The 24,522-nt window shown below is 64.5% G+C and carries 23 protein-coding genes; 6 read left to right on the top strand and 17 right to left on the bottom strand.

The genetic code is table 11. The features are described 5' to 3' along the window. Nucleotides 1–70: 70 nt before the first annotated feature. The 8 genes from EXZ48_RS13580 to EXZ48_RS13545 form a co-directional block, all read right to left on the bottom strand. The gene (locus EXZ48_RS13580; RefSeq protein WP_130516425.1) at nt 71–253 is read right to left on the bottom strand and encodes a hypothetical protein; all 183 of its coding nucleotides are present in this window, start codon (nt 251–253) and stop codon (nt 71–73) included. Nucleotides 254–410: 157 nt separating this feature from the next. Beyond that, nucleotides 411–635 carry a hypothetical protein gene (locus EXZ48_RS13575; RefSeq protein WP_130516423.1) on the bottom strand — a complete coding sequence of 75 codons (225 nt, stop codon included), beginning with the start codon at nt 633–635 and terminating at the stop codon, nt 411–413. Between the two features lie 80 nt (nt 636–715). After that, nucleotides 716–955, bottom strand: a complete 240-nt coding sequence (gene rpsU, locus EXZ48_RS13570) for a 30S ribosomal protein S21 (RefSeq protein ID WP_024270201.1) — start codon at nt 953–955, stop codon at nt 716–718. Nucleotides 956–1,102: 147 nt separating this feature from the next. Further along, nucleotides 1,103–1,390, bottom strand: coding sequence for a cold-shock protein (locus EXZ48_RS13565; RefSeq protein WP_130516421.1), 288 nt, complete (start codon nt 1,388–1,390; stop codon nt 1,103–1,105). Nucleotides 1,391–1,504: 114 nt separating this feature from the next. Then, nucleotides 1,505–1,714 carry a cold-shock protein gene (locus EXZ48_RS13560; RefSeq protein WP_024270199.1) on the bottom strand — a complete coding sequence of 70 codons (210 nt, stop codon included), beginning with the start codon at nt 1,712–1,714 and terminating at the stop codon, nt 1,505–1,507. A 339-nt stretch (nt 1,715–2,053) separates the two neighbouring features. Beyond that, nucleotides 2,054–4,261, bottom strand: coding sequence for an FAD-dependent oxidoreductase (locus EXZ48_RS13555; RefSeq protein WP_130516419.1), 2,208 nt, complete (start codon nt 4,259–4,261; stop codon nt 2,054–2,056). Nucleotides 4,262–4,452: 191 nt separating this feature from the next. Beyond that, nucleotides 4,453–5,661, bottom strand: a complete 1,209-nt coding sequence (locus EXZ48_RS13550) for an acetyl-CoA C-acetyltransferase (protein ID WP_130516417.1) — start codon at nt 5,659–5,661, stop codon at nt 4,453–4,455. Nucleotides 5,662–5,727: 66 nt separating this feature from the next. Further along, the gene (locus EXZ48_RS13545) at nt 5,728–7,524 is read right to left on the bottom strand and encodes an acyl-CoA dehydrogenase C-terminal domain-containing protein (protein ID WP_130516415.1); all 1,797 of its coding nucleotides are present in this window, start codon (nt 7,522–7,524) and stop codon (nt 5,728–5,730) included. Nucleotides 7,525–8,013: 489 nt separating this feature from the next. Here EXZ48_RS13545 and EXZ48_RS13540 point away from each other — a divergent pair, with 489 nt between their 5' ends. From EXZ48_RS13540 to EXZ48_RS13530, 3 genes are all read left to right on the top strand, one after another. Continuing rightward, nucleotides 8,014–11,955, top strand: a complete 3,942-nt coding sequence (locus EXZ48_RS13540) for a peptidoglycan-binding protein (RefSeq protein ID WP_130516413.1) — start codon at nt 8,014–8,016, stop codon at nt 11,953–11,955. 513 nt (nt 11,956–12,468) lie between these two features. Further along, a complete protein-coding gene (locus EXZ48_RS13535; RefSeq protein WP_037405922.1) occupies nt 12,469–13,395 on the top strand; it encodes a sulfite exporter TauE/SafE family protein in 927 nt (308 codons plus the stop codon). Then, on the top strand, nt 13,392–14,186 hold the full coding sequence (locus EXZ48_RS13530) for a TIGR02186 family protein (protein WP_023512412.1): 795 nt from the start codon (nt 13,392–13,394) through the stop codon (nt 14,184–14,186). The genes EXZ48_RS13535 and EXZ48_RS13530 overlap by 4 nt, the downstream gene beginning before the upstream one ends. A gap of 3 nt (nt 14,187–14,189) precedes the next feature. Here the strand turns inward: EXZ48_RS13530 and EXZ48_RS13525 are convergent, their stop codons facing one another. The 6 genes from EXZ48_RS13525 to EXZ48_RS13500 form a co-directional block, all read right to left on the bottom strand. Then, nucleotides 14,190–14,630 (bottom strand): universal stress protein, encoded by a 441-nt coding sequence (locus tag EXZ48_RS13525; RefSeq protein ID WP_130516411.1) that lies wholly within the window; start codon nt 14,628–14,630, stop codon nt 14,190–14,192. Between the two features lie 77 nt (nt 14,631–14,707). Continuing rightward, the gene (locus tag EXZ48_RS13520; RefSeq protein ID WP_023512410.1) at nt 14,708–15,214 is read right to left on the bottom strand and encodes a helix-turn-helix domain-containing protein; all 507 of its coding nucleotides are present in this window, start codon (nt 15,212–15,214) and stop codon (nt 14,708–14,710) included. A gap of 120 nt (nt 15,215–15,334) precedes the next feature. After that, nucleotides 15,335–16,060 carry a ligase-associated DNA damage response endonuclease PdeM gene (gene pdeM, locus EXZ48_RS13515; RefSeq protein ID WP_130516409.1) on the bottom strand — a complete coding sequence of 242 codons (726 nt, stop codon included), beginning with the start codon at nt 16,058–16,060 and terminating at the stop codon, nt 15,335–15,337. A gap of 30 nt (nt 16,061–16,090) precedes the next feature. Then, entirely contained in the window at nt 16,091–18,616 is a 2,526-nt protein-coding gene (locus tag EXZ48_RS13510) for a ligase-associated DNA damage response DEXH box helicase (RefSeq protein ID WP_130516407.1), read from the bottom strand. Between the two features lie 55 nt (nt 18,617–18,671). Beyond that, a complete protein-coding gene (locus EXZ48_RS13505; RefSeq protein WP_023512407.1) occupies nt 18,672–19,307 on the bottom strand; it encodes a YitT family protein in 636 nt (211 codons plus the stop codon). A 65-nt stretch (nt 19,308–19,372) separates the two neighbouring features. After that, nucleotides 19,373–20,314: a methyltransferase domain-containing protein gene (locus tag EXZ48_RS13500; RefSeq protein ID WP_023512406.1), complete on the bottom strand. Its 942-nt coding sequence runs from the start codon at nt 20,312–20,314 to the stop codon at nt 19,373–19,375. 144 nt (nt 20,315–20,458) lie between these two features. On the opposite strand from EXZ48_RS13500, the gene EXZ48_RS13495 reads away from it, so the two are divergent. Genes EXZ48_RS13495 through EXZ48_RS13485 form a run of 3 tightly spaced genes read left to right on the top strand, consistent with a single transcriptional unit; the run spans nt 20,459 to nt 22,637 of the window. Next, the gene (locus EXZ48_RS13495) at nt 20,459–20,725 is read left to right on the top strand and encodes a DUF6460 domain-containing protein (protein ID WP_023512405.1); all 267 of its coding nucleotides are present in this window, start codon (nt 20,459–20,461) and stop codon (nt 20,723–20,725) included. A 2-nt stretch (nt 20,726–20,727) separates the two neighbouring features. Continuing rightward, nucleotides 20,728–21,216: a CAP domain-containing protein gene (locus tag EXZ48_RS13490; protein WP_130516405.1), complete on the top strand. Its 489-nt coding sequence runs from the start codon at nt 20,728–20,730 to the stop codon at nt 21,214–21,216. A gap of 59 nt (nt 21,217–21,275) precedes the next feature. After that, nucleotides 21,276–22,637 (top strand): MATE family efflux transporter, encoded by a 1,362-nt coding sequence (locus tag EXZ48_RS13485; protein WP_245462048.1) that lies wholly within the window; start codon nt 21,276–21,278, stop codon nt 22,635–22,637. A gap of 22 nt (nt 22,638–22,659) precedes the next feature. Here the strand turns inward: EXZ48_RS13485 and EXZ48_RS13480 are convergent, their stop codons facing one another. From EXZ48_RS13480 to EXZ48_RS13470, 3 genes are all read right to left on the bottom strand, one after another. Continuing rightward, a complete protein-coding gene (locus EXZ48_RS13480) occupies nt 22,660–22,857 on the bottom strand; it encodes a DUF2934 domain-containing protein (protein ID WP_130516403.1) in 198 nt (65 codons plus the stop codon). 138 nt (nt 22,858–22,995) lie between these two features. Beyond that, on the bottom strand, nt 22,996–24,081 hold the full coding sequence (locus EXZ48_RS13475; RefSeq protein WP_130516401.1) for a quinone-dependent dihydroorotate dehydrogenase: 1,086 nt from the start codon (nt 24,079–24,081) through the stop codon (nt 22,996–22,998). Then, entirely contained in the window at nt 24,081–24,428 is a 348-nt protein-coding gene (locus EXZ48_RS13470) for a DUF952 domain-containing protein (protein ID WP_023512400.1), read from the bottom strand. The genes EXZ48_RS13475 and EXZ48_RS13470 overlap by 1 nt, the downstream gene beginning before the upstream one ends. Between the last annotated feature and the right edge of the window lie 94 nt (nt 24,429–24,522).

The raw sequence follows: 24,522 nt of genomic DNA, 5'->3' as shown, positions 1-24,522 counted from the left end.
GATACCGGACGGCAAAAGACCCGGATGCAGGGGACATCCGGGTCTTTGGGGAGGTCAGTCTGGGCGATGTTTACTTGCAGACCTTGATCTTCTTGATGATGACGTTGCCGTAGTAGTCGTAGGACTTCACCTTCTTGATGAAGCAATAGGGCTCGTAGCCGTAGCCGTAGCTGTAGTAGCCGGCCTGCGAGGGCGCCGCGAAGGAGACGGCGGCGACGAGGGCAACGGTGGCGGAAACGATGATCTTGCGCATGGGGTCTCTCCTGATCTCTGGTATGGATGAGCCTCTCTCATCCGGTGATCAGAAGGTCGCACATCGCCCGGCCGCCCGCTGTTCCGCAGGAAACAGGAGAAACGCTGCGCCGCCCGGCCGGTGCCTGCGCGACGGGCCATCCTTGTTGACGGCCGGCTCAGATGGTTGGTGAGGCTGGGCGCTTGCTGGATTTGCGGGTTGGCTTCGGCGGCGCCTCGACCGGTTCCTGTTGCATGCGCAGGGCGCGTAGCCGGGCGGTCTTCTTTTCCCGCTCGGTTGCTTCGGCAGCGATGATGGTGCGCGCCGTATGGTCGGTCGCGGCTGCCTTCTCCTGGGCGGAAAGCTTGGCGGGATTGAAGAATTTATCCTTGGTCGCGGTCATGATCTCTCCTTTCTGGAGTGATGTCCGACAGGGCGAGCCGGGCGGCGGAATGCGCCACCCGGCGCTATAACGGGGAATGGTTAGCGGGCAGGGCGCACCGCACGCTTGGGTGCGGGCAGCAGCCCCTCGCGCTGCATTTTCTTGCGGGCGAGCTTGCGTTGGCGGCGAATGGCTTCCGCCTTCTCGCGCGCCCGTTTCTCGGATGGTTTCTCAAAGGCGCTGCGCGCCTTCATTTCGCGAAACAGACCTTCACGCTGCATCTTCTTCTTCAGCACACGAAGCGCTTGGTCGACATTGTTGTCTCTGACGAGAACCTGCACGATATGTCCTTTCTCTCGCGGCTTGCGCCGCACTGGGTGTAGATATGCCGCCGTGGCACCATCACTCTGCAAGGAGTGATTCAAGCCACCTAGGCGACCGCCACTCTCCTTCAACTGCCGTCACCGCTTGCTTCGCAAGCGATAGCGTCACTTACCGACGCGCATGCTCGACGGTTTTGGCCACGGACCGCTCTTGCCAGCGACGGTTGTCGTTATTCCGCTTGACGCGGGGCTACCACTTTCATCGCTATCAATATCGCTGTTTACGATGCGTCGCTCGAAATTCTCGTTGTCGATCTGCACCCGATACTGGGCTTCTCCATGGTCGGCGGGCAGGATGCCGATGGTCCGGCATCGTTGCTCTCCCGTCACCGAGCGGGACCGGCTGGCCTTCAGAACCACTCGGTCGCCAATGGCATAGGTTTTCTGACCCATGGCACTCTCCTTCGAGGCTATGGAAACAAAAAGGCCGGGCGTTACCCCGACCTCTTCCCGTCATTCAACGCTCCGCCGCCAGTACATCCGTGGTCGGCAGGCGGAATGACAATCTTATGCGGCGCGAAGGTTGTCGGCCGAGTTCTTGCCGGACTTGCGGTCACGGACGATCTCGTAGCTGATCTTCTGGCCTTCGGCGAGCGAGCCAAGGCCCGAGCGCTCGACGGCAGAAATGTGAACGAACACATCCGTCGTGCCGTCATCAGGCTGAATGAAGCCGAAACCCTTGGTGCTGTTGAACCACTTTACGGTGCCCGAATTCATGATGATAACCTTTCCATCTCTAGTGTAATTGAACGATGTTTCGTCCACTTTGATCGATCTTGAAAGGAAATCTGACAGAGCTTGGAAGCTCGAAGACAAAGGTCGCAAGCAGTTTTCGACGGAACTCATATAAGGTCTATTCACGAATATGCAATGGCTGGGCGGGATTTTTTGAAAAATGACCCCGGAAAGTATCGAAAAAGCAGAAGAATCGCTGACTCCGTTCAGAATTAAATTTACGGTTTCGATTGTTTTATTTTCACCGCTACGCATGTGATCGAGGGGCTGAAACGAAAAAGGATGGCGGTGCGCCATCCTTTTCATTTCGATCAGCCTTCGTCAGGCTGCCTTCTTCGTCTCCGGCGCAAAGCGGCTGTAGAAGGTCTCGTCCTTGGCAGCCATGTCTTTCAGCAGCGGTGTCGGCTGGAAGTGGCTGCCATAGTTGGCAGCGAGCGTCTCGCAGAGGGCAATGAAAGCCTTCACACCCATGCCGTCGATGTAGGACAGCGTGCCGCCGGTATAGGGGGCAAAACCGAAGCCGAGGATGGAGCCGACATCGGCCTCGCGCGGATCGGTGACGATGCCCTCTTCCATGGTGCGAGCGGCTTCCAGCGCAATGGTGACGAGCAGGCGCTCCTTCAGCACCTTGACGTCGACGCCGTCGGGCTTCTGCTGCGGGTAGAGGTCCTTCAGGCCCGGCCACAGCTTCTTCTTGGCGGGCTTCGGCGGATAGTCGTAAAAGCCCTTGCCGGCCTTTCGGCCGAGGCGGCCTTCGCCCTCCACCAGCTTGGTGACGAGTTCCATATGGCGTGGATCGACCGATTGCGGGCCAAGGTCGGCAATGGAGGCCTTGAAGATCTTGTAGGAAAGGTCGACGGCGACCTCGTCGTTGAGCGACAGCGGCCCGACCGGCATGCCGGCCATCTTGGCGGCATTCTCGATCATCGCCGCCGGCACGCCTTCGATCAGCATGTCATAGGCTTCGGCCATGTAGCGGAAGACGCAGCGGTTGACATAGAAGCCGCGTGTGTCGTTGACGACGATCGGCGTCTTCTTGATGGCGGCGACATAGTCGAGTGCGGTGGCAATTGCCCGGTCGCCCGTCTCCTTGCCGAGGATCACCTCCACGAGCATCATCTTGTCGACCGGCGAGAAGAAGTGGATGCCGATGAACTGCTCCGGGCGCTTCGAATTCCCAGCAAGCCCTGATATCGGCAGCGTCGAGGTGTTGGAGGCGAAAATGGCGTCTTCGCGCAGCACGGCCTCGATCTTCTCCGTGACCTCCTTCTTGACGTTGCGGTCCTCGAAGACCGCCTCGATGACGAGATCGGCATCGGCAAGGCTCGCATAGTCGGGCGTCGGGGTGATGAGGGAAAGCAGCTTCTCGCCGTCTTCCTTCGTCATGCGGCCCTTGCTTATCGCGCCGGTGACGAGCCCCTGCGAAACGCTCTTGCCCTTGTCGGCCGCTTCCTGGTCGCGGTCGATAAGCACGACCGGGATGCCGGCGGCGGCCGTCACATAGGCGATGGAGGCGCCCATGAAGCCGGCGCCGACGACGGCGACCTTCCCGAATTCTGCCTTCGGCTGGCCGGCCGGCCGGCGGGCACCCTTGCCAAGCTCCTGCATGGAGACGAACAGCGACCGGATCATCGAGAAGGCTTCGGTCGTCTGGAGGATATGGGTGAAGTAGCGCTGCTCGATCCTGAGCCCCGTATCGAAGGGCACCTGCAGCCCTTCATAGACGCATTTGAGGATGGCGAGCGCGCCCGGATAGTTGCCGGCCGTCTCGCGGCGCAGGATGGCGGGCGCGGCGGGCCAGAGCTGGGCTGCGGCCGGTGTCCAGATGCCGCCGCCCGGCGCCTTGAAGCCCTTCTCGTCCCAGGGCTGGACGGGCTTCAGGCCGTCCTTGATCATCTGCTTGGCGGCGGGGATGAGCTGGTCGGGCTCCACCACCTGATGCACGAGATTCATCGCCTTGGCGCGCGCGCCGGTCAGCGATGAGCCGGTCGTCATCATCTGCAGGGCGTCCTGCGCATTGGCAAGGCGTGGCACGCGCTGGGTGCCGCCGGCGCCCGGGAAGATGCCAACCTTGACCTCGGGAAGCGCGATCTTGACCGACTTGGCATTCGAGGCGACACGGCCGTGGCAGGCGAGCGACATTTCGAAGGCGCCGCCCATGCAGGTGCCGTTGATGGCGGCGACCCAGGGTTTGCCGCAAGTTTCCAGCTTGCGGAACAGCCAGGTCATGCGCCCGGTGGCCTCGAAGAGCTTTTCGACGGCGCTCGCCGGATCCTTCGCCTGTGCATCCTTGAGGAGGTCGAAGCTCGCCTGGATCATCGAAAGATCGGCGCCGCCGGAGAAGGAGGATTTTCCGGAGGTGATGACGACGCCCTTGACCGCGCTATCCGCCACGATCTGGTCGATGATCTTGTCTAGCTCGTCCATCACCTCGATGGTGAAGACGTTCATCGACTTTTCCGGCATGTCCCAGGTGACGAGCGCAATGCCGTCCGCGTCGGTCTCGATGGTGAAGTTCTTGTAGCTCATGGTGGGATTCCTCTTCCCTGAAATCTTGTACGGAGCGGCCGTTTGCCCCTCATCCGCCTGCCGGCACCTTCTCCCCGTGAACGGGGAGAAGGGACATGCCGCGACGTCGCCGTTCCCCCTCGCCCCGCTTGCGGGGAGAGGGCGCGCCGAGCGAAGCGGAGGCGGGGTGAGGGGCTTTCATCGGCGCGCCCTCAGGCCCGCTCGATGATCGTTGCCGTGCCCATGCCCGCGCCGATGCAGAGCGTCACGAGGGCGGTGTTGAGGTCGCGGCGCTCCAGTTCGTCGAGCACGGTGCCGAGGATCATCGCGCCGGTCGCGCCGAGCGGGTGGCCCATGGCGATGGCGCCGCCGTTGACGTTGATCCTGTCGTGCGGGATGTCGAAGGCCTGCATATAGCGCAGCACGACGGCGGCGAAGGCTTCGTTGAGTTCGAAGAGATCGATGTCGGAAAGCTGCATGCCGGTGCGGGCGAGCAGCTTTTCCGTCACGTCGACCGGGCCGGTCAGCATCAGTGCCGGATCGGAGCCGATATTGGCGAAGGCCTTGATGCGGCCGCGCGCCTTCTTCCCGAGAATGTTGCCGCCTTCCTTCGAACCGAGCAGCACGGCTGCAGCGCCATCGACGATGCCGGAGGAATTGCCGGCATGGTGCACGTAGGTGATGCCCTCGATTTCCGGATGGGCCTGGATGGCGACGGCCTCGAAGCCGCCCATCTCGCCGGGCATCTGGAAGGACGGCTGGAGCTGGGCGAGCGCCTGCATGTCCGTGCCGGGGCGCATGTGCTCGTCATGGGCGAGGATGGTGAGGCCGTTGATGTCCTTCACCGGCACGACGGAGTTCTTGAAGTAGCCGTTCTGCCAGGCGTGCGCCGCGCGCTTCTGGCTTTCGACGGCATAGGCGTCGACGTCGTCGCGGGAAAAGCCGTATTTCGTGGCGATGAGGTCGGCGGAGACGCCCTGCGGCATGAAATAGGCCGGGAAGTTGACCGAGGGGTCCATGAACCAGGAGCCGCCGGACATGCCGAGACCGACGCGCGACATCGACTCCACGCCGCCGGCAATGACGATGTCGTCGGCGCCTTGCGCGATCTTCGCCGCGCCGAAATTCACCGCATCGAGGCCGGAGGCGCAGAAGCGGGAGATCTGCATGCCCGGCGCGCGGGTCGAGTAGCCGGCCTCGAAGGCGGCGGCCTTCGGAATGACGGAGCCGGCATCCATGACCGGATCGACGCAGCCCATGACGATGTCGTCGACCTTTGATGTATCGAGCCCGTTGCGATCGCGCACCGCTTCCAGCACCTTGGCGGCGAGGCGCACGGACGGCACTTCGTGCAGCGAGCCGTCCTTCTTGCCGCGCCCGCGCGGGGTGCGCACATGATCGTAGATGAAGACGTCGGTCATTGGTCTCTTCTCCCTAGCGGCGCTGAAACGCCGTCAAACTCGCAACGGGTCGTCTGATTCTTGAGGCTAGAACGCTTCGGCCGCCAGTTCCATCGTTGTGTCGGCGCCGGCCTCGATGCGGGTCTTGCGCAGGCCAGTTTCCGGCATCAGGCGCTCCATGAAGAATTTGGCCGTGACCAGCTTGTTCTTCAAAAAGTCCTCGCGCTCGCCAGCGCCCGCCGCGAGGCCCTCTTCGGCGGCCTTCGCGATCTTCGCCCACATGTAGCCGACGGTGACGAGGCCGAAGAGGTGCATGTAGTCGGTCGAGCCGGCGCCGGCATTGTCGGGCTTGGCCATGGCGTTCTGCATGAACCACATGGTTCCGGCCTGAAGGTCGTTCAAGCCCTTCTTCAGGTGCTTGGTGAAGAAGGCAAGCCTCTCGTCATTGCGGTTCTCCTCGCAGAAATCGCCGATCTCCTTGAAGAGCGTCATGACGGCGCGCCCGCCGTTCATGCCGAGCTTGCGGCCGACGAGGTCGAGCGCCTGGATGCCGTTGGCCCCCTCGTAGATCATGGCGATGCGTGCGTCGCGCACATACTGGCTCATGCCGTGCTCTTCGATGTAACCGTGGCCGCCGAAAACCTGCTGGGCCATGACGGCATGATCGAAACCCTTGTCGGTCAGGACGCCCTTGAGGATCGGGGTCATCAGTCCGAGGATGTCGTCGGCAGCCTGGCGTTCCTTCTCGTCGGCGGAGCGGTGGGCGATATCGGATTTCAGCGCTGTCCAGAGCGTGAAGGCGCGGCCGCCCTCGGTCCAGGCCTTGATGGTCATCAGCGTACGGCGGATGTCGGGGTGCACGATGAGGGGATCAGCCTTGCCATTCGGATTTTTGACGCCGGAGAGCGAGCGGCCCTGCAGGCGCTCGCGGGCATAGTTGGCGGCGTTCTGGTAGGCGATCTCGGCAATCGACAGGCCCTGCAGGCCGACACCAAGACGGGCCTCGTTCATCATGACGAACATGGCGTTGAGGCCCTTGTTCTCCGCGCCGATGAGGAAACCCTTCGCCTCGTCGTAGTTCATGACGCAGGTGGCGTTACCGTGAATGCCCATCTTGTGCTCGATGGCACCGCAGGAAACCGTGTTGCGGTCGCCCGGCGTGCCGTCGTCTTTCAGGATGTATTTCGGCACGATGAAAAGCGAGATGCCCTTGGTGCCCTCCGGCGCGCCCTCGATGCGGGCGAGGACGAGGTGGACGATATTGTCGGACATGTCGTGCTCGCCGGCCGAGATGAAGATCTTCTGGCCGGAAATCTTGTAGGAACCATCAGCCTGCGGCACGGCCTTGGTGCGCAGCAGGCCGAGGTCGGTGCCGCAATGGGGCTCCGTCAGGTTCATGGTCCCGGTCCAGGCGCCCTCCACCATCTTCGGCAGATAGGCGGCCTTCTGCTCGTCGGAGCCGTGCACGAGTATCGCGGCGATCGCGCCCTGCGTCAGGCCGGGATACATGGTAAGCGCCATGTTGGCCGAGGACATATATTCACCGACGGCCGTGTGCAGTACGTAGGGAAGGCCCTGGCCACCGAATTCCTCGGGAACCGCAAGGCCGATCCAACCGCCCTGGCGGTAGAGGTCGAAGGCTTCCTTGAAGCCCTTCGGGGTCTTTACCGTGGCATCGTCGCGACGCTTGCAGCCTTCCTGGTCGCCGGAAAGATTGACCGGAAAGAGCACCTCTTCAGCCACCTTCGCCGCTTCGCCGGCGATCGCCTCCAGCATGTCCCCCGTTGCATCGGCAAAGCCGGGCAGGTTGTTGTAGCGCTCGAGCGCCAGCACGTCGTTCAGGATGAAAAGCGTGTCATTCACGGGGGCTTTGTAGATCGGCATGCTCGAAGTCCTCACCTGTCCCGCGGACGCGAGTCCGCTCCTTGAGATCGGATACTATAAAACTTTGACGTTTGCGTAAACGTCAAAACAGAGCCGCGAAGAAATTTCGTCGGTCGGGAGGGCTGCGGGCGGGCGGTGTGGCGACGGACGGTTCGTTCGGAGCCTGTGGTTGTGCCGTAAACGGTCGCCTTTCCTCCCGAAGATCATTCTATGAGCAAATCGTTAAAAATTTTCCGGGGCAGTTAACCCCTTGTTTACCATGTTTCATGAATTGTGACGCCTGAGGGCGTGGGATCGGGAATCATTTGGACTTCCCTTTGTAACGGCCGGACGGACGGTCCGGTACAGACAGGGGCGATACTGTTTCCCATGGCACATGCAGTGTTTGACGGCGGAGATCCGCCGGAGTGGAAGAAAGGGCGCAGCCGGGCGGCAGCGCCTTCAGAAGTATCTCCCGGCAGGCCGCTCGGCCGCCAAAGCGAGGCGAAGATGAACGGATCGCGAAACCCGCAGCGTCACGGCGAAAGATCCTCGCTCGATGCGCTCAATCGCACCATCGAGGGGCTGGAAGCCCGTATCGAAGGCCTGATGGCGGGCGGGCGCGAGGCGCGCGGACGCGGCGAGGAGCGTTTCGCGCCGCGCGGTGAGCAACCCCGCCAGGAGCCGGCGCGCGCGATCCCGCTGCGCGACGATCCGGTTTCCGAAATCGTGCAGCGCCAGCGTGCCATCGAAGGCGGCCGCGAACGCGTTGCCCATCGCCTAGAGCGCCGCCCGCTCTCGGCCGACCACTATGCCGCTGCCCAGCAGGCCCATACCGCCTATGGCGGCCCGCAGACTGGTGCCGCCTATGGCAGCCAGCAAACGGCGGCCGCTTATGGCGGCCAGCAGGCGCATCCGGCCTATGGCCATCAGCAGACCGCACCCGCCCGCGCGGACAATTCCGTCGAGGACATCGCCAAGGCACTCGTCTCGCTGCGTCAGGACCTGAAGAAGGATATCGCCGACGGGCTGGAACGCGAGATGCAGTCGCTGCGCTCAGAAATCCGAGGCATCCGCCAGATGGCCGAGGGCCGCAACAACAATGACGACCTGCGCGAGGAGCTGCTGCGGCTTTCCACTGGCATCAACCAGCTTGGCCACCAGTCCGGCCAGACGGCCGGTCAGGCAGAAGGCCTGCGCGTCGAATTCGACGAACTGCGCTCCGTGCTCGACGGGCTTGCCCGCGAGGATTCCGTACGGCGCATGGAGGATCGCTGGAACGGCGTCGAGAAGAGGCTCTCCGTCTTCGACCAGACGCGCGACGACGAACTGGTGGCTCTTGCCTATCGGCTGGACGAGCTGAAGGGCCAGATCGGCGCGGTCAGCGCCACGCCGGCCATCCATGCGCTGGAAGGCAAGATCGAGACCATCGCCCGCGCCATCGACATGCTGGCACGCCAGGCGCAGCCGGATGACGGCCGCTTCGTCTCGGCCGTCACCTCGCAGTTCGAAGGGCTGGACGCCCGCCTCGACGAGATCAGCCGGGCGATTGCCGCGGCCGGCCGCATGCAGCAGTCGGCCATGGCCGACAACGGCATGATGCAGCGCCTCGAAGGCCGCATCGCCGATCTCGCCGACCAGCTCGATTTCATTGCCCAGCGCCCGGCGCCCGCACCGGACCAGGGCCTCTCCTTGCGCATCGAAGCACTCGCGAGCCGCATCGAGGACCTGTCGAACGAACGCACGGCGCTTCGTCTCGAAGAGCGTATCGAGCAGCTCTCGCAGATGCTGGAGCAAAGCCAGCAGGTCGCTCCCGCCCAGGGCAACGATGAGCTTGCCTATTACCTTTCCGACATTTCCCGCAAGATCGACGCGCTCGACCAAGGCAGCGTCAACGACCAGCTCGCCGAGCGGCTGGACGCGCTTGCCCGGCGCATCGACAATCTCGACGCACCGACCGGCAGCCCGTTCCAGGAAGACCGGTTCGCCCATATCGAGGATCGCCTCTCGGCGATTGCCGACCGCCTCGATGCGACCAGCGTCGCGCCGGTGGGCGATCATGAGGCATTGCGTGGCCTGGAGGCGCAGATCGCGCATCTTTCCACGCTGATCAGCACGCCGTCCGCCGCCGTCGCGCAAGTCCCCTCCGAATTCGAGGGCCGTCTCGCGACGATCGAGGACTACATGGCGACCAACGACGAATATATCGTCGAGGCCGCCCGCCAGGCGGCGGAAGCCGTGATGGAGGCCTACCGCCACGCCGGCCCGACGGCGGCGGCCAGCACCGACATGGAAGCGATCGCCGGCCTTGCCGATGACCTGCGCGCACTGGAGGAACTGACCCGCTCGAGCGAGGAGCGCACTGCGCGCACCTTCGATGCGCTGCACGACACGCTGGTGCAGATCGCCGGCCGCCTCGAGCAGCTCGACGCCCCGCGCGAAACCTTCGGTCGCCGCGAGGCAGCCATGCCGCGCGCCGAAATGCCGGCGATGGATGTGGAGCGCCACGCCGCCCCCGCCTCCAGCATCTACGGCAACGATTACCCTTTTGACGACGACGGCTTCGGCACCCGCGAGACCCGCAAGGCCGAAGCCGAGGCGACGCAGGAGGAAAGCCGCTTCGCCGAGATCGAGGTCGAGAACATTCCCGTTCCCGAGCGTCCGGCCCCGGAAGAGGCACTGACGGACGAGCCCGTTGCTCTCTCCGCCGACCAGCCGGCTGGAGCTCAGCCCAAGACCGGCCTGCTCGCCGGCCTGAAGCGCCGCTTTGCACCCGGCCGCAAGGAAACCGCTCTGCCGGTCGAACGCCAGCAGATCGATCCGACACCCTCGATCGATCCCACGGACGAACTCGCGCCGGAAGAGGCGAACCAGCTGCTGGAGCCGGGCTCCGGCGTGCCTGACGTCCGCCGTATCCTTGAACGCGTTCGTGCCGGCCAGGCTTCGGCCACGCAAGCGACGGCGGGTGGCGAAGGTGATCGTGTGGCCATTCAGATCGCCGCTGCCCGCCGTGCTGCCCGGCTTGCTGCCGAAGAGACGGATACAATCTCCCGCGTCGCGCCCGCCAAGAAGACGGAAAAGCTGGCAAAGGGCGAGAAGCCTGCTTCGGCGCTGTCGCGCCACCGCCGGCCGATCCTGCTCGCCGTCGGCGCCGTGCTGCTGGCGATCATGTCCTATCCGCTGATCAACACGCTGGTGGCCGGCGACGAGGCTCCGGTCATTGTCGAGCAGACCGCCAACGTCACGAACGAGACGGCCCCGGTCGAGACCACGACGGGCACCGGCGAGGCTGTGACCGCCAATACCGCTGCAGCGCCCGTCGTCAGCGAGGAGGTCGTGACGGATCCGGCTCCCGTCGAAAACGGCAATGTCGAGAGCGGGGACGCGCGCAATCTTGGCGATACGCAGACGAATGCCGGCGCCGAGCCGACACCGACCCAGACATCCGCCACCGGCAGCCAAGCTCTGACGGCTCCGGCTGAAACGACCGATGGTGCGGCCACTGCCGGCTTCGAGCCGGTGACGGCGCCGGAAACCGCCGTCGCCGAGGAGACCCAGCCGGTCGACCAGACGCAGACAGCCGCAATCGTGGTTCCGGAAGCAATCACCCCGGCCTCGCTCTCCAAGGCGGCAACGGAGGGCGATGCGCTGGCGCTGTTCGAGATTGGCGCGCGTTACACGGAAGGCCGTGGCGTTGCGACGGATCTTGCGGAAGCCGCCCGCTGGTACGAGCTCTCCGCTGCCCGCGGCTTTGCGCCCGCCGAGTACCGCCTTGCCAACCTCTACGAGAAGGGCCAGGGTGTCGAGCGTGACCTGCCGCGTGCCCGGGAACTCTATGAGATCGCGGCGAACAAGGGCAATGCGAGCGCCATGCACAATCTCGCCGTCTTGCTGGCGACGGGTGTCGGCACCCAGCAGCCGGACTTTGACGCTGCCGCCAAGTGGTTCCAGAAAGCCTCCGAGTTTGGTGTGCGCGACAGCCAGTTCAACCTCGCCATTCTCTATGCGCGCGGCAACGGCGTGAAGCAGGACCTGGAAGAATCCTACAAGTGGTTTGCCATCGCTGCCCGCGACGGCGACAGCGATGCGGGGTTGAAGCGCGACGAGGTGGCCAATGCCATGGCTCCCGAGCAGCTTTCCAGCGCCAAGGCCAAGGTGGAGCTGTGGAAGGCGCAGCCTCTCGACGAGAAGACCAACTCGGCGGACCTGCCCGACGAATGGGTCGGCAAGCCGACCAAGACCGCCAGCGTCGACATGAAGAAGGCGATCCGCAACATCCAGGCGATCCTCAACAACAACGGCTTCAACGCCGGTACGCCTGATGGCGCGATGGGCAAGAAGACGGTCGCCGCCATCAAGGCCTTCCAGAAGTCCGTCGGCCAGAAGGAAACCGGCGAGATCGACGATGCGCTGGTGACGGAACTCCTGAAGCGCAACAAGCAGCCGAGCTGATCGGCGGATTGCCGGAGGGGCCTCGAAAACGGCTTCTCCGGTTGACTTGTCCCTACCCTGCGGGCATGACGCTCACCACAGCGCGGCACACCGTTCACGATGTGCTACGGACGCTGTGGCATTTTGTATTTGCCGCAGGATTTCATCCTTAAATCGGCCCCGATTTCAGGAATGATGCGGTAGAAATTTTCATGCCGCCCCAAGATGATACGCGCTCGAGAAACGTTATCATTGAAGAAGGTGGCAAGCGCAGTTCCAGCTGGCATGCAAAACGCGGTTTTGCGTCCGGAACTGTATAAATGAACAGGGTGCGCCGGAAGGCAGCGCCCCGTGACCGATCCTTGCGTGATGCAAGGCGCAACCGGCCGCCGGAGGGGCTCTCCTTCATGCGGCGGGGCGCTTCCGTATATGCGCAGCCTGCCGGAGGGGAGCCGCGACGGCAGGCGAAACGGACAGCGGCCGCCGGATGTTATGAGCCCGCGCAAGCGGAAATTTGCCGATCGGGGTATTGTTGTGACTGTCTATCTGCCCATTGCAGAGCTCTCGGTGAACATTTTCATCATTCTGGGCATGGGCGCGGCCGTCGGCTTCCTCTCCGGCATGTTCGGGGTCGGCGGCGGCTTCCTCATCACACCACTCCTCATCTTCTACAACATCCCGCCGATTGTCGCCGTTGCGACGGGCGCCAACCAGGTCGTCGCCTCCTCGATATCGGGCGCGCTCTCGCATTTCCGGCGCGGCACGCTGGATGTGAAGCTCGGCACGGTGCTGCTCTTCGGCGGCCTGGCAGGCGCCACAGTCGGTATCTGGATCTTCTCGCTCTTGCGCAGTATCGGCCAGCTCGATCTCGTCATCTCGCTGCTCTATGTCGTGCTGCTCGGCACCGTCGGCACCCTGATGCTGCTTGAAAGCATCCGGGCGCTGCGCCGCGCGGCGAAAAACCAGCCGGTCTCGCTGCGCCGGCCCGGCCAGCACAGCTGGGTGCATCGCCTGCCTTTGAAGATGCGCTTCAAGAAGTCGAAGATCTACCTGTCCATCATCCCGGTCGTCGGCCTCGGCTTCGGCATCGGCATCCTCACGTCCATCATGGGTGTCGGCGGCGGCTTCATCATGGTGCCGGCCATGATCTATCTCCTGCGCATCCCGACCAATGTCGTCGTCGGCACCTCGCTGTTCCAGATCATCTTCGTCACGGCCTATACGACGATCGTGCAGGCGACCACGAACTACTCGGTCGATATCGTGCTCGCCTTCATCCTGATGGTGGCAGGCGTGATCGGCGCGCAGTACGGCGTGCGCGTCGGCCAGAAGCTGCGCGGCGAACAGCTGCGCGCCCTGCTGGCGCTGCTCGTCCTCGCCGTCGGGGCCCGCCTTGCCGTCGATCTCGTCGTCGCGCCGGCCGATATCTATTCCGTGGTGAGCGAGGGGGTCTATCGATGAGAGCCGTCGCTGCCCTGCTCCTCGGCCTGTTCCTCGTCCTTCCCGCCGCCGCCCAGGTGCTGGAAGACAAGCCGGTCGATTTCCCGGAAAAGCTTGAGATCGGCATCTCCACGGACGAGATTGCGATCTCCTCGGATTTCCGCGGCGCGGATCTGACGATCTTCGGCGCCATCGAAGGCTATGATCCGTCTCTGCTCGCCCAGCGCAAATATGATATCGTCGTGGCGCTGGAAGGGCCGAAGGACAACAATACGGTGCGCGTCAAGGAGCGGGTCTTCGGCATCTGGGTCAACCGCCGCTCGATGACCTTCGAGCTTGTGCCGGAATCCTATTCGCTGTCGAGTACCCGGGACGTGGAGACGATTGCCGAACCGGCCATGCTCAACGGCGTCGGCGTCGGCATCCAGCATATCCGCCTGTCGCCGATCGGCTATGTCGGCGACGGCAGCAAAATCACGGAATTCCGCGAGGCCTTCCGGCGCCTCAAGGAAAGCGGCGGCTTCTACCAGCGCGACCCGGGCGGCGTACAGTTCATCAGCGCGAGCCTGTTCAAGGCAACGGTCAAGCTGCCGGCCAGCGTGCCGAACGGCACCCATGTCGTGCGGGCGCACCTCTTCCGTGACGGCGTCTTCATCGCCGAGAAGGCGCTGCCGCTGCGTGTAATGAAGACGGGCATCGAGCAGATGATCTCCAATGCCGCCTACAACAACTCGCTGGCCTATGGTGCCTTCTCCGTCATCCTTGCGCTGCTGACCGGCTGGCTCGCCAGCGTCGTCTTCCGCAAGGACTGAGCGTCAGGAGCGGTAGACGAGGACAGGCACCTTGGCGTGGCTGAGCACCTTCGTCGTGACGCTGCCCATCAGGAAGGCGCTGACGCCGCGCCGGCCGTGCGAGGCCATGGCGATGAGGTCGCAGCCCTTTGCCTTGGCGGTGTCGACGATCGCCTGCCAGGCATCGCCCGCCGTCACCTGCAGTGTCTCCACCGCCACGCAGGCGGTGTTCGCCTTTGCCTCGACTGCACCGAGGATGCGGATGCCATCCTCCCTCACATGCGCTTCGTAATCTGTCCTGAGATTGACGGTCGCGCCGGGCGTCACGGGAAGGAAGTGCAGCGGTTCGGCCACCGTCAAAACCGTCACCCTGGCGCCGAGCGTCTTGGCGAGCTGGAGCGCCTGGTCGATGGCGGCGGAAGACATGTCGGACCCATCCGTGGGAACGAGGATATGCTTGTACATGGTGCAGCCTCCTTTTTTGCCCAGACTAGAACCGGCGTCCGGCGCTGCCTTGATGGAAATCAACCGCAACGCTTTCGTCAAGCGCTGGTTGCAGCCATGTTGCGGGCAACTGTCGCCGCATAGGCGGTCTGCAGCTCGTTGAAGACCGAGCGGGCAGGGCGCGGCGCGCCGAGGTGGATCGCGCGCAGCTCCTCCATGAAGGCCTCCCACAGAGGCGGGCCTCCCTCTTCCAGCAGTTCCGCACGGATCGACAGGTCCTCCGTCACCGGCAGGAAGCGCCGGCCCCAGGCACCCATCATGGCGAAGACCGGCACAAGAGCGATGCCCATCTCGGTGAGGCTGTAGAGCGCCTTCTGCTTGTGGCTCGGATCGTCCGCCTTGCTGACGATGCCTTCCTCGACGAGGCGGCGCAGCCGGTCCGCCAGGATGTTGGAGGCGATGCCTTCCTCCGATTTCGTCAGGAGCTCGCGGAAGTGGCGACGGTTGCCGAACATCATGTCGCGCAGCACGATCAGGCTCCAGCGGTCGCCGAGGATTTCAAGCGTCAGGTTGATCGGGCAGCCGGAGCGGTAGGTGTCTTTCATCGGGCTCTCCAGGAACTGCTTGCATGTTACAAGCGGTCCGGGCGCCCATCAAGCCGCTGAGATCATGTCCGGTGTGAAGCCGCAGTGCGAAACGCGCGCGGTGTTGGCACGCCGGGGCGCTCAGCCGACAAGGTTGGCGAAGCGTACGGAATAGATGCGATCGCGACCGAGCATGTGGGCGACGAGGTTTGGCCGCTCGAAAAGGCCGGTCATCGCCTTGTGGCGCAGGTCCAGCCCGCCCGTCATCAGGCCGAAGGCGGGCATCAGCAGGCGCCGCCCGTCCGTCGCAAAACAGGGTCGGCGCACGGCCTTCTCCCGGCGGATGACGGTGGCGGCCGGATGGAGGTGCCCTGCAATCTCGCCGGCAGGTGAAATCAGTGATGGCTCGTGCCGGAAGGCAAGACCCGCATAGTGCAGCTCGTCGGCCGACTGGCCGGGCAGGTCCACCGTCCCGTCGGGATCGTGGTTGCCGTTGATCCAGATCCAGTCACGCCCGCGTGCCAGATCGGCGATCTTCGTGCGGAACATGTCCGGCAGGTGGGCCGAACCGACGCGGTCGTGGAAATTGTCGCCGAGGCTGACGACGATCGCCGGATCGTGTCTGAGGATGACGGCTTCGAGTACCTTGAGCGTGGCGAGCGTGTCGTAGGGCGGCAGCATCATGCCGCGCCGTGCGAAGGCGGCACCCTTTTCCAGATGCAGGTCCGAGACGACGAGAAGGCGGGTTTCCGGCAGGTAGAGCGCGCCCAGCGGATCACACACCGCTTCGACGCCCGCCACAACGGTGCGGGCCGAAACGGCGCCGAAATCCTCGATCTTCGCCGATGCCAGCGCGAGCCTCTGCATGCCTGTTGTTCAATCCCTCTAGATGGACCTTCAGATAACGGCCTCGCCCATCGCCTCGGCGATCAGGTCCTCCGCCGCTTCCGCCAGCAGGGAATCCTGTGCCTCGCCCACCACCGGTTCCTTGCCGATTTCCAGCATGATCGGCACGGCGAGCGGTGAGATGCGGTCGAGCCGACGATGGGTGATGTGACCCTTGATTCGTGCCAGCATATCGCCCAATCGCTGAATATCCAAAAGCCCTGCCGCCGCATCGTTGCGCGTGGCTTCGAGCAGGATGTGGTCTGGCTCGTGGCTTCTCAGCACGTCGTAGATCAGGTCGGCGGAAACGGTGACCTGCCGTCCGGTCTTTTCCTTGCCCGGGTGGCGCTGCTCGATAAGTCCGGCGATCACGGCGCAATTGCGGAAGGTGCGCTTCAGCATGAAGCTTTCGTCGAGCCAGGCTTCGAGGTCGTCGCCCAGCATGTCCTCGTCGAAGAGCTCTGCCAGCGATGGGCGTTCCACGGCAAAGCTGTAGCCGAGGTCGTCGAGCGCCCAGACGGCAAGCGAATAGTCCGTGGCGACGAAGCCGAGCGGCCGGCGGCCGGTCCGCTCCAGCCGGCGCGTCAGCAGCATGCCGAGTGTCTGGTGCGCCAGCCGCCCTTCGAACGGATAGGCGACCATGTAGTGCCGGCTGCCGCGTGGAAAGGTCTCGATGAGCAGCTCGTCGCGTTTCGGCAGGGCGGAGACGTCCCGCTGCAAGGCCAGCCAGTCGCGCACCTGCTCGGGCAGGCCGCCCCAGCGGTCGGGATCGTCCAGCATGCCGCGCACCTGGTCGGCGAGATAGGTGGAGAGCGGGAACTTGCCGCCGGCATAGGCCGGCACTTTCGGGTCGAGCGAAAACGCCTGGGAAACGAGACACTCGTTCTCCCGGATGCCCTCGAAGCGCAGCACCTTGCCGGACAAGAGGAACGTATCGCCGGGCGCCAGCATTTCGAGGAAGTATTCCTCCACCTTGCCGAGAGAGGCGCCACCACGGCCGATCGCGCCCTTGGCGCCGCGCTTGACCATGCGCACGTTCAGCATCGGCATTTCAACGATCGTGCCGAGATTGAGCCTGTATTGCTGGGCGACCTGTGGATTGGAGACGCGCCACAGCCCGTCCTGCGTCTTGCGGATGCGGGCATAGCGCTCATAGGTCTTCAGCGCATAGCCGCCGGTGGCGACGAAGGCGACGATGCGGCTGAATTTTTCCCGGGGCAGATCGGTATAGGGTGCGGCGGCGGTGATCTCGGCAAAAAGCACATCCTCGTCGAAGGGCGCGGCGCAGGCCATGCCGAGGACGTGCTGGGCGAGAACGTCGAGTGCGCCTTCGCCCACCGGCGGCGTATCCTGCGCGCCGAGATAGTTGGCGTCGAGCGCCGCCTGGCACTCCATCACCTCGAAGCGGTTGGCGGGTACGAGGATCGCCCGGCTCGGTTCGTCCATGCGGTGGTTGGCGCGGCCGATGCGCTGGGCAAGCCGCGAGGCGCCCTTCGGCGCGCCGACATGGATGACGAGATCGACGTCGCCCCAGTCGATGCCGAGGTCGAGCGTCGATGTGGCGACAACGGCGCGCAGGCGGTTTTCCGCCATGGCGGCTTCAACCTTGCGGCGCTGACCGACATCGAGCGAGCCGTGGTGCAGAGCGATCGGCAGTGTGTCCTCGTTGATGTTCCAGAGCTCCTGGAAGAGGATTTCCGCCTGGCTGCGCGTGTTGACGAAGAGCAGCGAGGTCTTGTGGTCGCGGATCGCCTCGTAGACCTCGGGCATCGCATATTTTGCGGAGTGCCCGGACCACGGCACGCGCTCCTTGCTCTTGAGGATGGTGATGATCGGCCGCGCCCCGCCCGGCGCCGTGACGAGGCCGGCATGCCGCGCCTCGCCCGGCCGCTGCTCGACCAGCCAGCGGCGGAGATCCATGGGTTCGGCGACGGTGGCCGACAGGCCGATGGTGCGAAGGCCAGGTGCAAGCTGCTGCAGCCGCGCGAGCCCCAGTGACAGGAGATGGCCGCGCTTGGAGGTGACGAGCGAATGCAGCTCGTCGAAGATCACGTATTTCAGGTCCTTGAAGAAGCGCGGCGCTTCGCCGTTGGCGATGAGCAGGGCGACCTGCTCGGGCGTCGTCAGCAGGATGTCGGGCGGATTGAGGCGCTGGCGCTGGCGCTTGGCCTGCGGTGTGTCGCCGGTGCGCGTCTCGATGGTGATAGGCAGGCCCATCTCCTCGACGGGTTTCATCAGGTTGCGCTCGATATCGACCGCGAGCGCCTTCAGCGGCGAGATGTAGAGCGTGTGGATGCCGGTGAAGGCGCTGCCGGGCGGAATCCTGCCGCGGCGCGTGAGGTCGGTAAGGGCCGGCAGGAAGCCGGCGAGCGTCTTGCCGGCGCCGGTCGGGGCGATGAGCAGCAGGCTTTCGCCCGCCGTCGCCCGTGTGAGCAGCTCCATCTGATGCGCACGCGGCTGCCATCCCTTGGCCGAGAACCAGGCGGCGAAGGTGGAGGGCAGGAGGCTGGGGCCGGCGGCAGAATCGATGATGCTCACCGGCCTAAGCTAGTGACCGCTGGTCGAATGTGAAGCGGTCCCTGGAAAAATAGCCTCACATGGCGATGTAGCGGTCGGCGCGGTGATTGACCGTCAGGAAGAGGTTGAGCACCAGCGCGCCGACCACCGAGCAGAGCACGATGAAGGGCGCGGCCACCGAGAAGGCCGCGATGAGCACGACGACGTCGAAGGCGAGCTGCACGAGACCGGCACGGATACCGAAACGCTCCTGCATGTAGACGGCGAGAACGCCGATGCCGCCGAGGCTGGCGCGGTGGCGATAGAGGCCGAGCAGGCCGAAGCCGAGCAGGATGCCCGCCAGCACCGCCGTCCACATCGGGTCGATGCTCTCGATGGTCACGAAATGCGGTTGCAGCTCGGTGATCAGCGAGGTCATCGTCACCGCCAGCACCGTCTTGATCGTGAAGGCCCAGCCGAGGCGCTTCAGCGCGAGGACGTAGAAGGGGATGTTCACGACGGTGTAATAGAGGCCGAAGCTCACGCCCGTCAGGTAATGCAGCACGAAGGCGACGCCGGCGGTGCCGCTCGCCACCAGCCCGGCGCTGCCCATCAGGGCAAGGCCGAGCGCGGCAATCATGCTGCTGGCGAACAGGCCCTGTGCGTCTTCCAGCGGCGTATGGCGGGTGGGGGTGGGGTTCCAGAAGCCGAAACGCCGTTTGTCGCCGTCCATGCCAGATCTCCGAGGGTTTCTTCTGTTGTATAGGGCGCCATGTCCGGCGCAAGCGCTGCCTTCGGCTAAGCCTCGCGCTTCGCAAGGAAGAGCAACCCATGCACCGGCTGGCCGGCATCCTGCCGGATCACGCTCTTCTCCATGGCGAGGATGGCAAGGCCGTTCTCCTCGGCCCTTTTGCGGATGAAGCGTTCCGGATGGGCATAGCGCAGCGACGGGCGCAGCAGCGGCGTGTCGTCCATCCCGCCATCCTCGACGGAAAAGGCGAAGAGGCCGTCGGCCTTCAAGAGGCGTGCGGCGCTCGGGAAGACCTCGGCGAGGTCGCCGAGATACATCAGCACGTCGGCCGCGCTGACGAGGTCGGCCCGCTCCTCCGGCGCATTGGCGAAAAGCCCGCTCTTTTCGGCGGGCAAAGACAGGTCCGCCTGCGCGAGATGGTCGTAGACCGCCTTCTCCGCCGCCTTGGCCAGCATCCCGGCGGACAGGTCGAAACCTTCGAGCCGCCCGGCGCTGGCGCGCAGTTCCACGCCGAAGAGGCCGGTGCCGCAGCCAATATCCGAGACGAGGCCGAAATGCGCATCCTCGCCCGCATGCCGGCGCACCAACCGGGCGAGTGTCTGCGGCACCGTATAGTCGAGCCGCTGCACGAGAGCGGTGTCGAAGCGGTCGGCATAGTCGTCGAAGAGCCGCTCGACATAGGCGGTGGACGGCGCGGCGGGCGTTTCGGCAACGCCCAGCACGGCAAGTTTCAGGCCGGCGCCGAAGATGTCGGCCGGGTCGAGGGCGACGACCTTCGCGAGGGCGGCCGCCGCCGCCTCCTTCCGGCCCGATTTCTCCGCATATTCGGCGAGACGGAACCAGCCGGCAGCCCAGGCGGGCACCTGTTCGAGCGCCTGTTCCATGAGTTCCGCAGCCTCCGCGAACTCACCCGATTCCGCGAACATGCGGGCATAATCGGCGCGGCGGTCGGCGATGAGATCGCCGGAGGAGAAGTGCGGGCTCGTCATGGGGGCTCGGAAACGGGAAAACAGACGGCGCTACATGGCAGGGCCGCGGCAAAAGGCAAGCGAATTCTCGCGGGGACGCCTTGCTTGCCGCGGAACCGGTGACGGCTTATCTGGAGTGGACACGAGTTTTTGGAGAATCAACTGATGTCGAATGGCGTGAACGGGTTCCTCGGCGATACACCGATCCGCGTGATCATCAAGCTCTTGATCCTGTCGGTGGCCGTGGGCTTCCTGATGTCGATCTTCGGGCTCTATCCGGACGATATCCTCTTTGCCGTCCGCGACTTCATCGTCGACCTCTGGAATACCGGCTTCAAGACGCTCGGCCGGCTGGGCGACTACCTGTTGCTCGGCGCCGTCATCGTGGTGCCCGTCTTCATCCTCATCCGTGTTCTGAGCTATCGTCGCTGATCATGATCTCCCGTCGCGCCTTTCTTGCCGCCTCCGCGGCCTCCGTCGCCATGTTGGCTGCGGGCTGTTCCACCACCAGCGTGCTGAGCCCTTCGGCCGGCACCGGCAGCGACCAGACGCCGGCTTCGCTCTCCTTCGTCAACAAGATCCGGGCCGAGCGCAGCCTTGCGCCGCTATCGCTCGACACGGCGGCGCAGCGTGCGGCCATGGACCAGGCAAGCCGCATGGCGAGTGCGGGCAAGATGGAACACAATATCGGCTTCGGCGCGAATTTCCTGAAGCGCATGAAGGGTATGGAGGTGCCGCTGCCGGCAGCGGAGAATATCGCCGTCGGCCAGGACAACGCGGCCGAAGCCTTCGAGGCCTGGTATCGTTCGCCGAAACATCTGGAGAACATGCTGGGGGCGAACTACCGCGGGCTGGGCGTCGCGGTCGTCTCCAATCCGGCATCCGGCAACCGGCCCTACTGGGCGATGGTGTTGTCAAGCTGAAAGAGCCGGCCGGTCGCTCGGGGGAGTGGCAGGTTGGGGTGGCGTAGGGGGGAAGGATCGTGAGTGCAGCGACCGCAAACGGCAACGAGGGAGCTGGCCCCTTCGAGGTGACGCACCGGCTCGTGCTGTCGATCGCTATCCCGATGACGCTCGGCTTCCTGACGACGCCGCTGATGGGGCTGACCGATACGGCTGTCGCCGGACGGCTCGGTTCTGCGGATGCGCTGGCAGGCCTTGCCATCGGCGCCGTGCTCTTCGACCTTCTGCTCGGCAGTTTCAACTTCCTGCGCGCTTCCACCACCGGCCTCGTCGCCCAGGCCTTCGGCCGCGGCGATCCAAGGGAAGAGCAGGCGGTCTATTGGCGCGCACTCGTCATCGCGCTCTGTTGCGGGCTTGCCATAGCCTTGCTGTCGCCCCTTCTGTTGTCCGCCGGCCTCTTCCTGATGGCGCCGTCGCCCGGCGTCGCGGAGGTGACGTCGACCTATTTCATGATCCGCGTGCTTGCCGCGCCCATGGCGCTCGCCAACTATGCCCTGCTCGGCTTCGTGCTTGGCCGCGGGCAGAGCCTGATGGGGCTGATGCTGCAGGCCATCATCAACGGCACCAATATCGTGTTGTCGATCGTGCTTGGCCTCTGGTTCGGCTGGGGCATTGCCGGCATCGCCTGGGGTACCTTTGCCGGCGAGACGATCGGTGCGCTTGCCGGCTTCTCCATCGTCGTCTCCCGTTTCAACCGGGCGCACCGGCCTTCCCGTGCGGAGGTTCTTGCCCGGGATAGGCTTCGGGCCCTGTTCTCGCTCAACCGCGACATCATGATCCGGACCTTCGTGCTGATCGGTTCCTTCGCCATCATGACGCGCATCGGTTCCTCGTTCGGTCCGCTGATGCTGGCGGCCAATGCGGTGCTGATGAACATCTTCCTCGTCGCCGGCTATTATCTCGACGGTCTATCCAACGCCGCCGAACAGCTCGTCGGCCGGGCCTTCGGTGCGAATTTCCGTCCGGCCTTCGACCGGGCCGTCAAGCTCACCGTGTTCTGGTCCTTCGGCCTCGGCTTCGTCACCACGCTGCTCTTCCTCGCCTTTGGAACGGATGTGATCGGTCTGCTGACGACCACAGAAAGCGTGCAGGTGGAGGCGGCGAAGTATTTGCCCTGGGCCGCATTGACGGCGGTTGTCGGTGCTCTCGCCTTCCAGATGGACGGGGTCTATATCGGTGCGACCTGGTCGACGGCCATGCGCAACATGATGCTGCTGGCCTTTGTCGGGTATCTGCTGTCGCTTGCCGTCTTCGTGCCGCTTTTAGGCAATCACGGGCTCTGGCTGTCGCTCAACCTGTTTCTTGCCTTTCGGGGCATTTTCCTGGCTCTGCGCCTGCCGGGGCTTGCAGAACGGCAGTTTTCCAGGCCGGGCCGGAGCTGATCCCCGACCCGGATGTTGATCGTCAGACCGGCTGTATGAGGCCGATGCCGAGACCTGCTATCGTCCAGGGCCTTTCGGGCCGGGCCGGGCCGCCGCCATCCTCTTCGTGGATTTCGGCCCTGGCGCGCAGCCAGTGGGAATATTCACGGCCTTCCGGGCGGCCTTCTTCTTTCCAGATTTCGTGAGCCCTTTGCCGGATCCGTTCGTCGTGGTCGTCCATGGTATCGTCCCTTCCTGGCCTTTTTGGCCGTTATAGGCGGGATCGGTGCAGGCTACCGTCGATGCGAATCAGCTTTTGCCGAACACTCCACCCGCAGGAACGAAACCCTCCAGGACGACTATGGTTCCCGTGTGGCGCTCAGAGGGCGCGCTCGGCCCAGTGGGCGGTGCGCGTGCCACGAAGCGCGGAAATCGAGGCGATCTGCTCGCGATCACAAATGCGCGAGAGGCCGTTCACGATTTCGCCAGGCAGGGTCGGACCGGCGTAAACCATGCAGGAGTAGAGCTGCACGAGGTCCGCGCCGGCGCGGATCTTCTCCGCCGCCGTCTCGGCGCTGGAGACGCCGCCGACGCCGATGATCGGCAGGTTTTCGCCGACGCGCCGACGCATCTTGGCGAGCACCACGGTCGATTTCTCGAAGAGCGGCTTGCCGGAAAGGCCGCCTGCTTCACCGGCCTGGCGCGTGTCGCTGAGGCCAACTCGCGACAGCGTCGTGTTGGAGACGATGAGGCCATCGAGCGGATGGGCGAGGGCGACCTCGGCGATGTCGTCGAGACCCTCCTCGGTAAGGTCGGGCGCAATCTTCAGGAAGACCGGCACCTGGCGGCCACTTCTCGTCGCTTCCTCGGCGCGTGCGGCGAGCACGGCCGACAGCAGGGCATGCAGGCTTTCCTTGGCCTGCAGGTCGCGCAGGCCGGGCGTGTTGGGCGAGGAGATGTTGGCGGTGAAATAGCGCGCCACGTCGTAAAAGGTGCGGATGCCGGCGACATAGTCGGCGATGCGGTCGGCGCTGTCCTTGTTCGCGCCGATATTGACGCCGATCATCGCATCGCGCCGGCAGGCCTTCAGGCGCTCGAGCGCCGCTGCATGGCCGGCATTGTTGAAGCCGAGACGGTTGATCACGGCATCGTCCTGCACCAGGCGGAAGATGCGGGGCTTCGGATTGCCCTCCTGGGCGCGTGGGGTCACGGTGCCGATCTCGGTGAAACCGAAGCCGAGGCGCAGGAGGGCTTCGGGCACCTCGGCGTTCTTGTCATAACCTGCGGCCATGCCGACGGGATTGGGGAAGGCAAGGCCGGCGACGGTTTGCGCGAGGCGGGGATCGGCCTTGGCCGGGCAGGCTGGCACGACGCCGGCCTTCAGCGCGGCGATCGAGACGCCATGGGCGGTTTCCGGATCAAAGAGGAAGAGGCCCTTGCGGCCGAGCGTGGACAGGAGCGACATCAGAGCGGCATCTCCGGAAACTGGTGGGCGCCGTCCGAACCGAGCGGCAGGGGCTTTTCCCAGAGCACGGCGGATAGCGGAAGGACGGCATAAAGATGGGGGAAGAGATCGCCGCCACGCGAGGGTTCGTAGACGAGCGTGTCGCCGAGCGTATCACCATCGACGGCGACAAGAATGAGATCATCCTGGCCGGCGAAATGGCGGGCGGCCGTCTCCTTTGCCTGTGTGGCGGTGGAGAAGTGGATGAAGCCGTCGGACAGGTCGATGGCGGCGCCCTCGAAAATCCCGTTCGCCTTCGCCTTCTGCCACAGACTTGCCGGAACGATCTTGTAGATTGTTTTGGCCATCTCGTCCGTTCCTCCACTGGCTGCTGTTTTTCAACGGTAGCGCTTGCCGCAAAGAACGGCGAATGTCTACCGGCGACAGGTCCGCAAACCGGCT

This window comes from Shinella sp. JR1-6 (assembly GCF_004284735.1).
Lineage (GTDB): Bacteria > Pseudomonadota > Alphaproteobacteria > Rhizobiales > Rhizobiaceae > Shinella.
The sequence above is the reverse complement of the archived record's forward strand: the minus strand, read 5'-3'. Positions and strand labels throughout refer to the sequence as shown.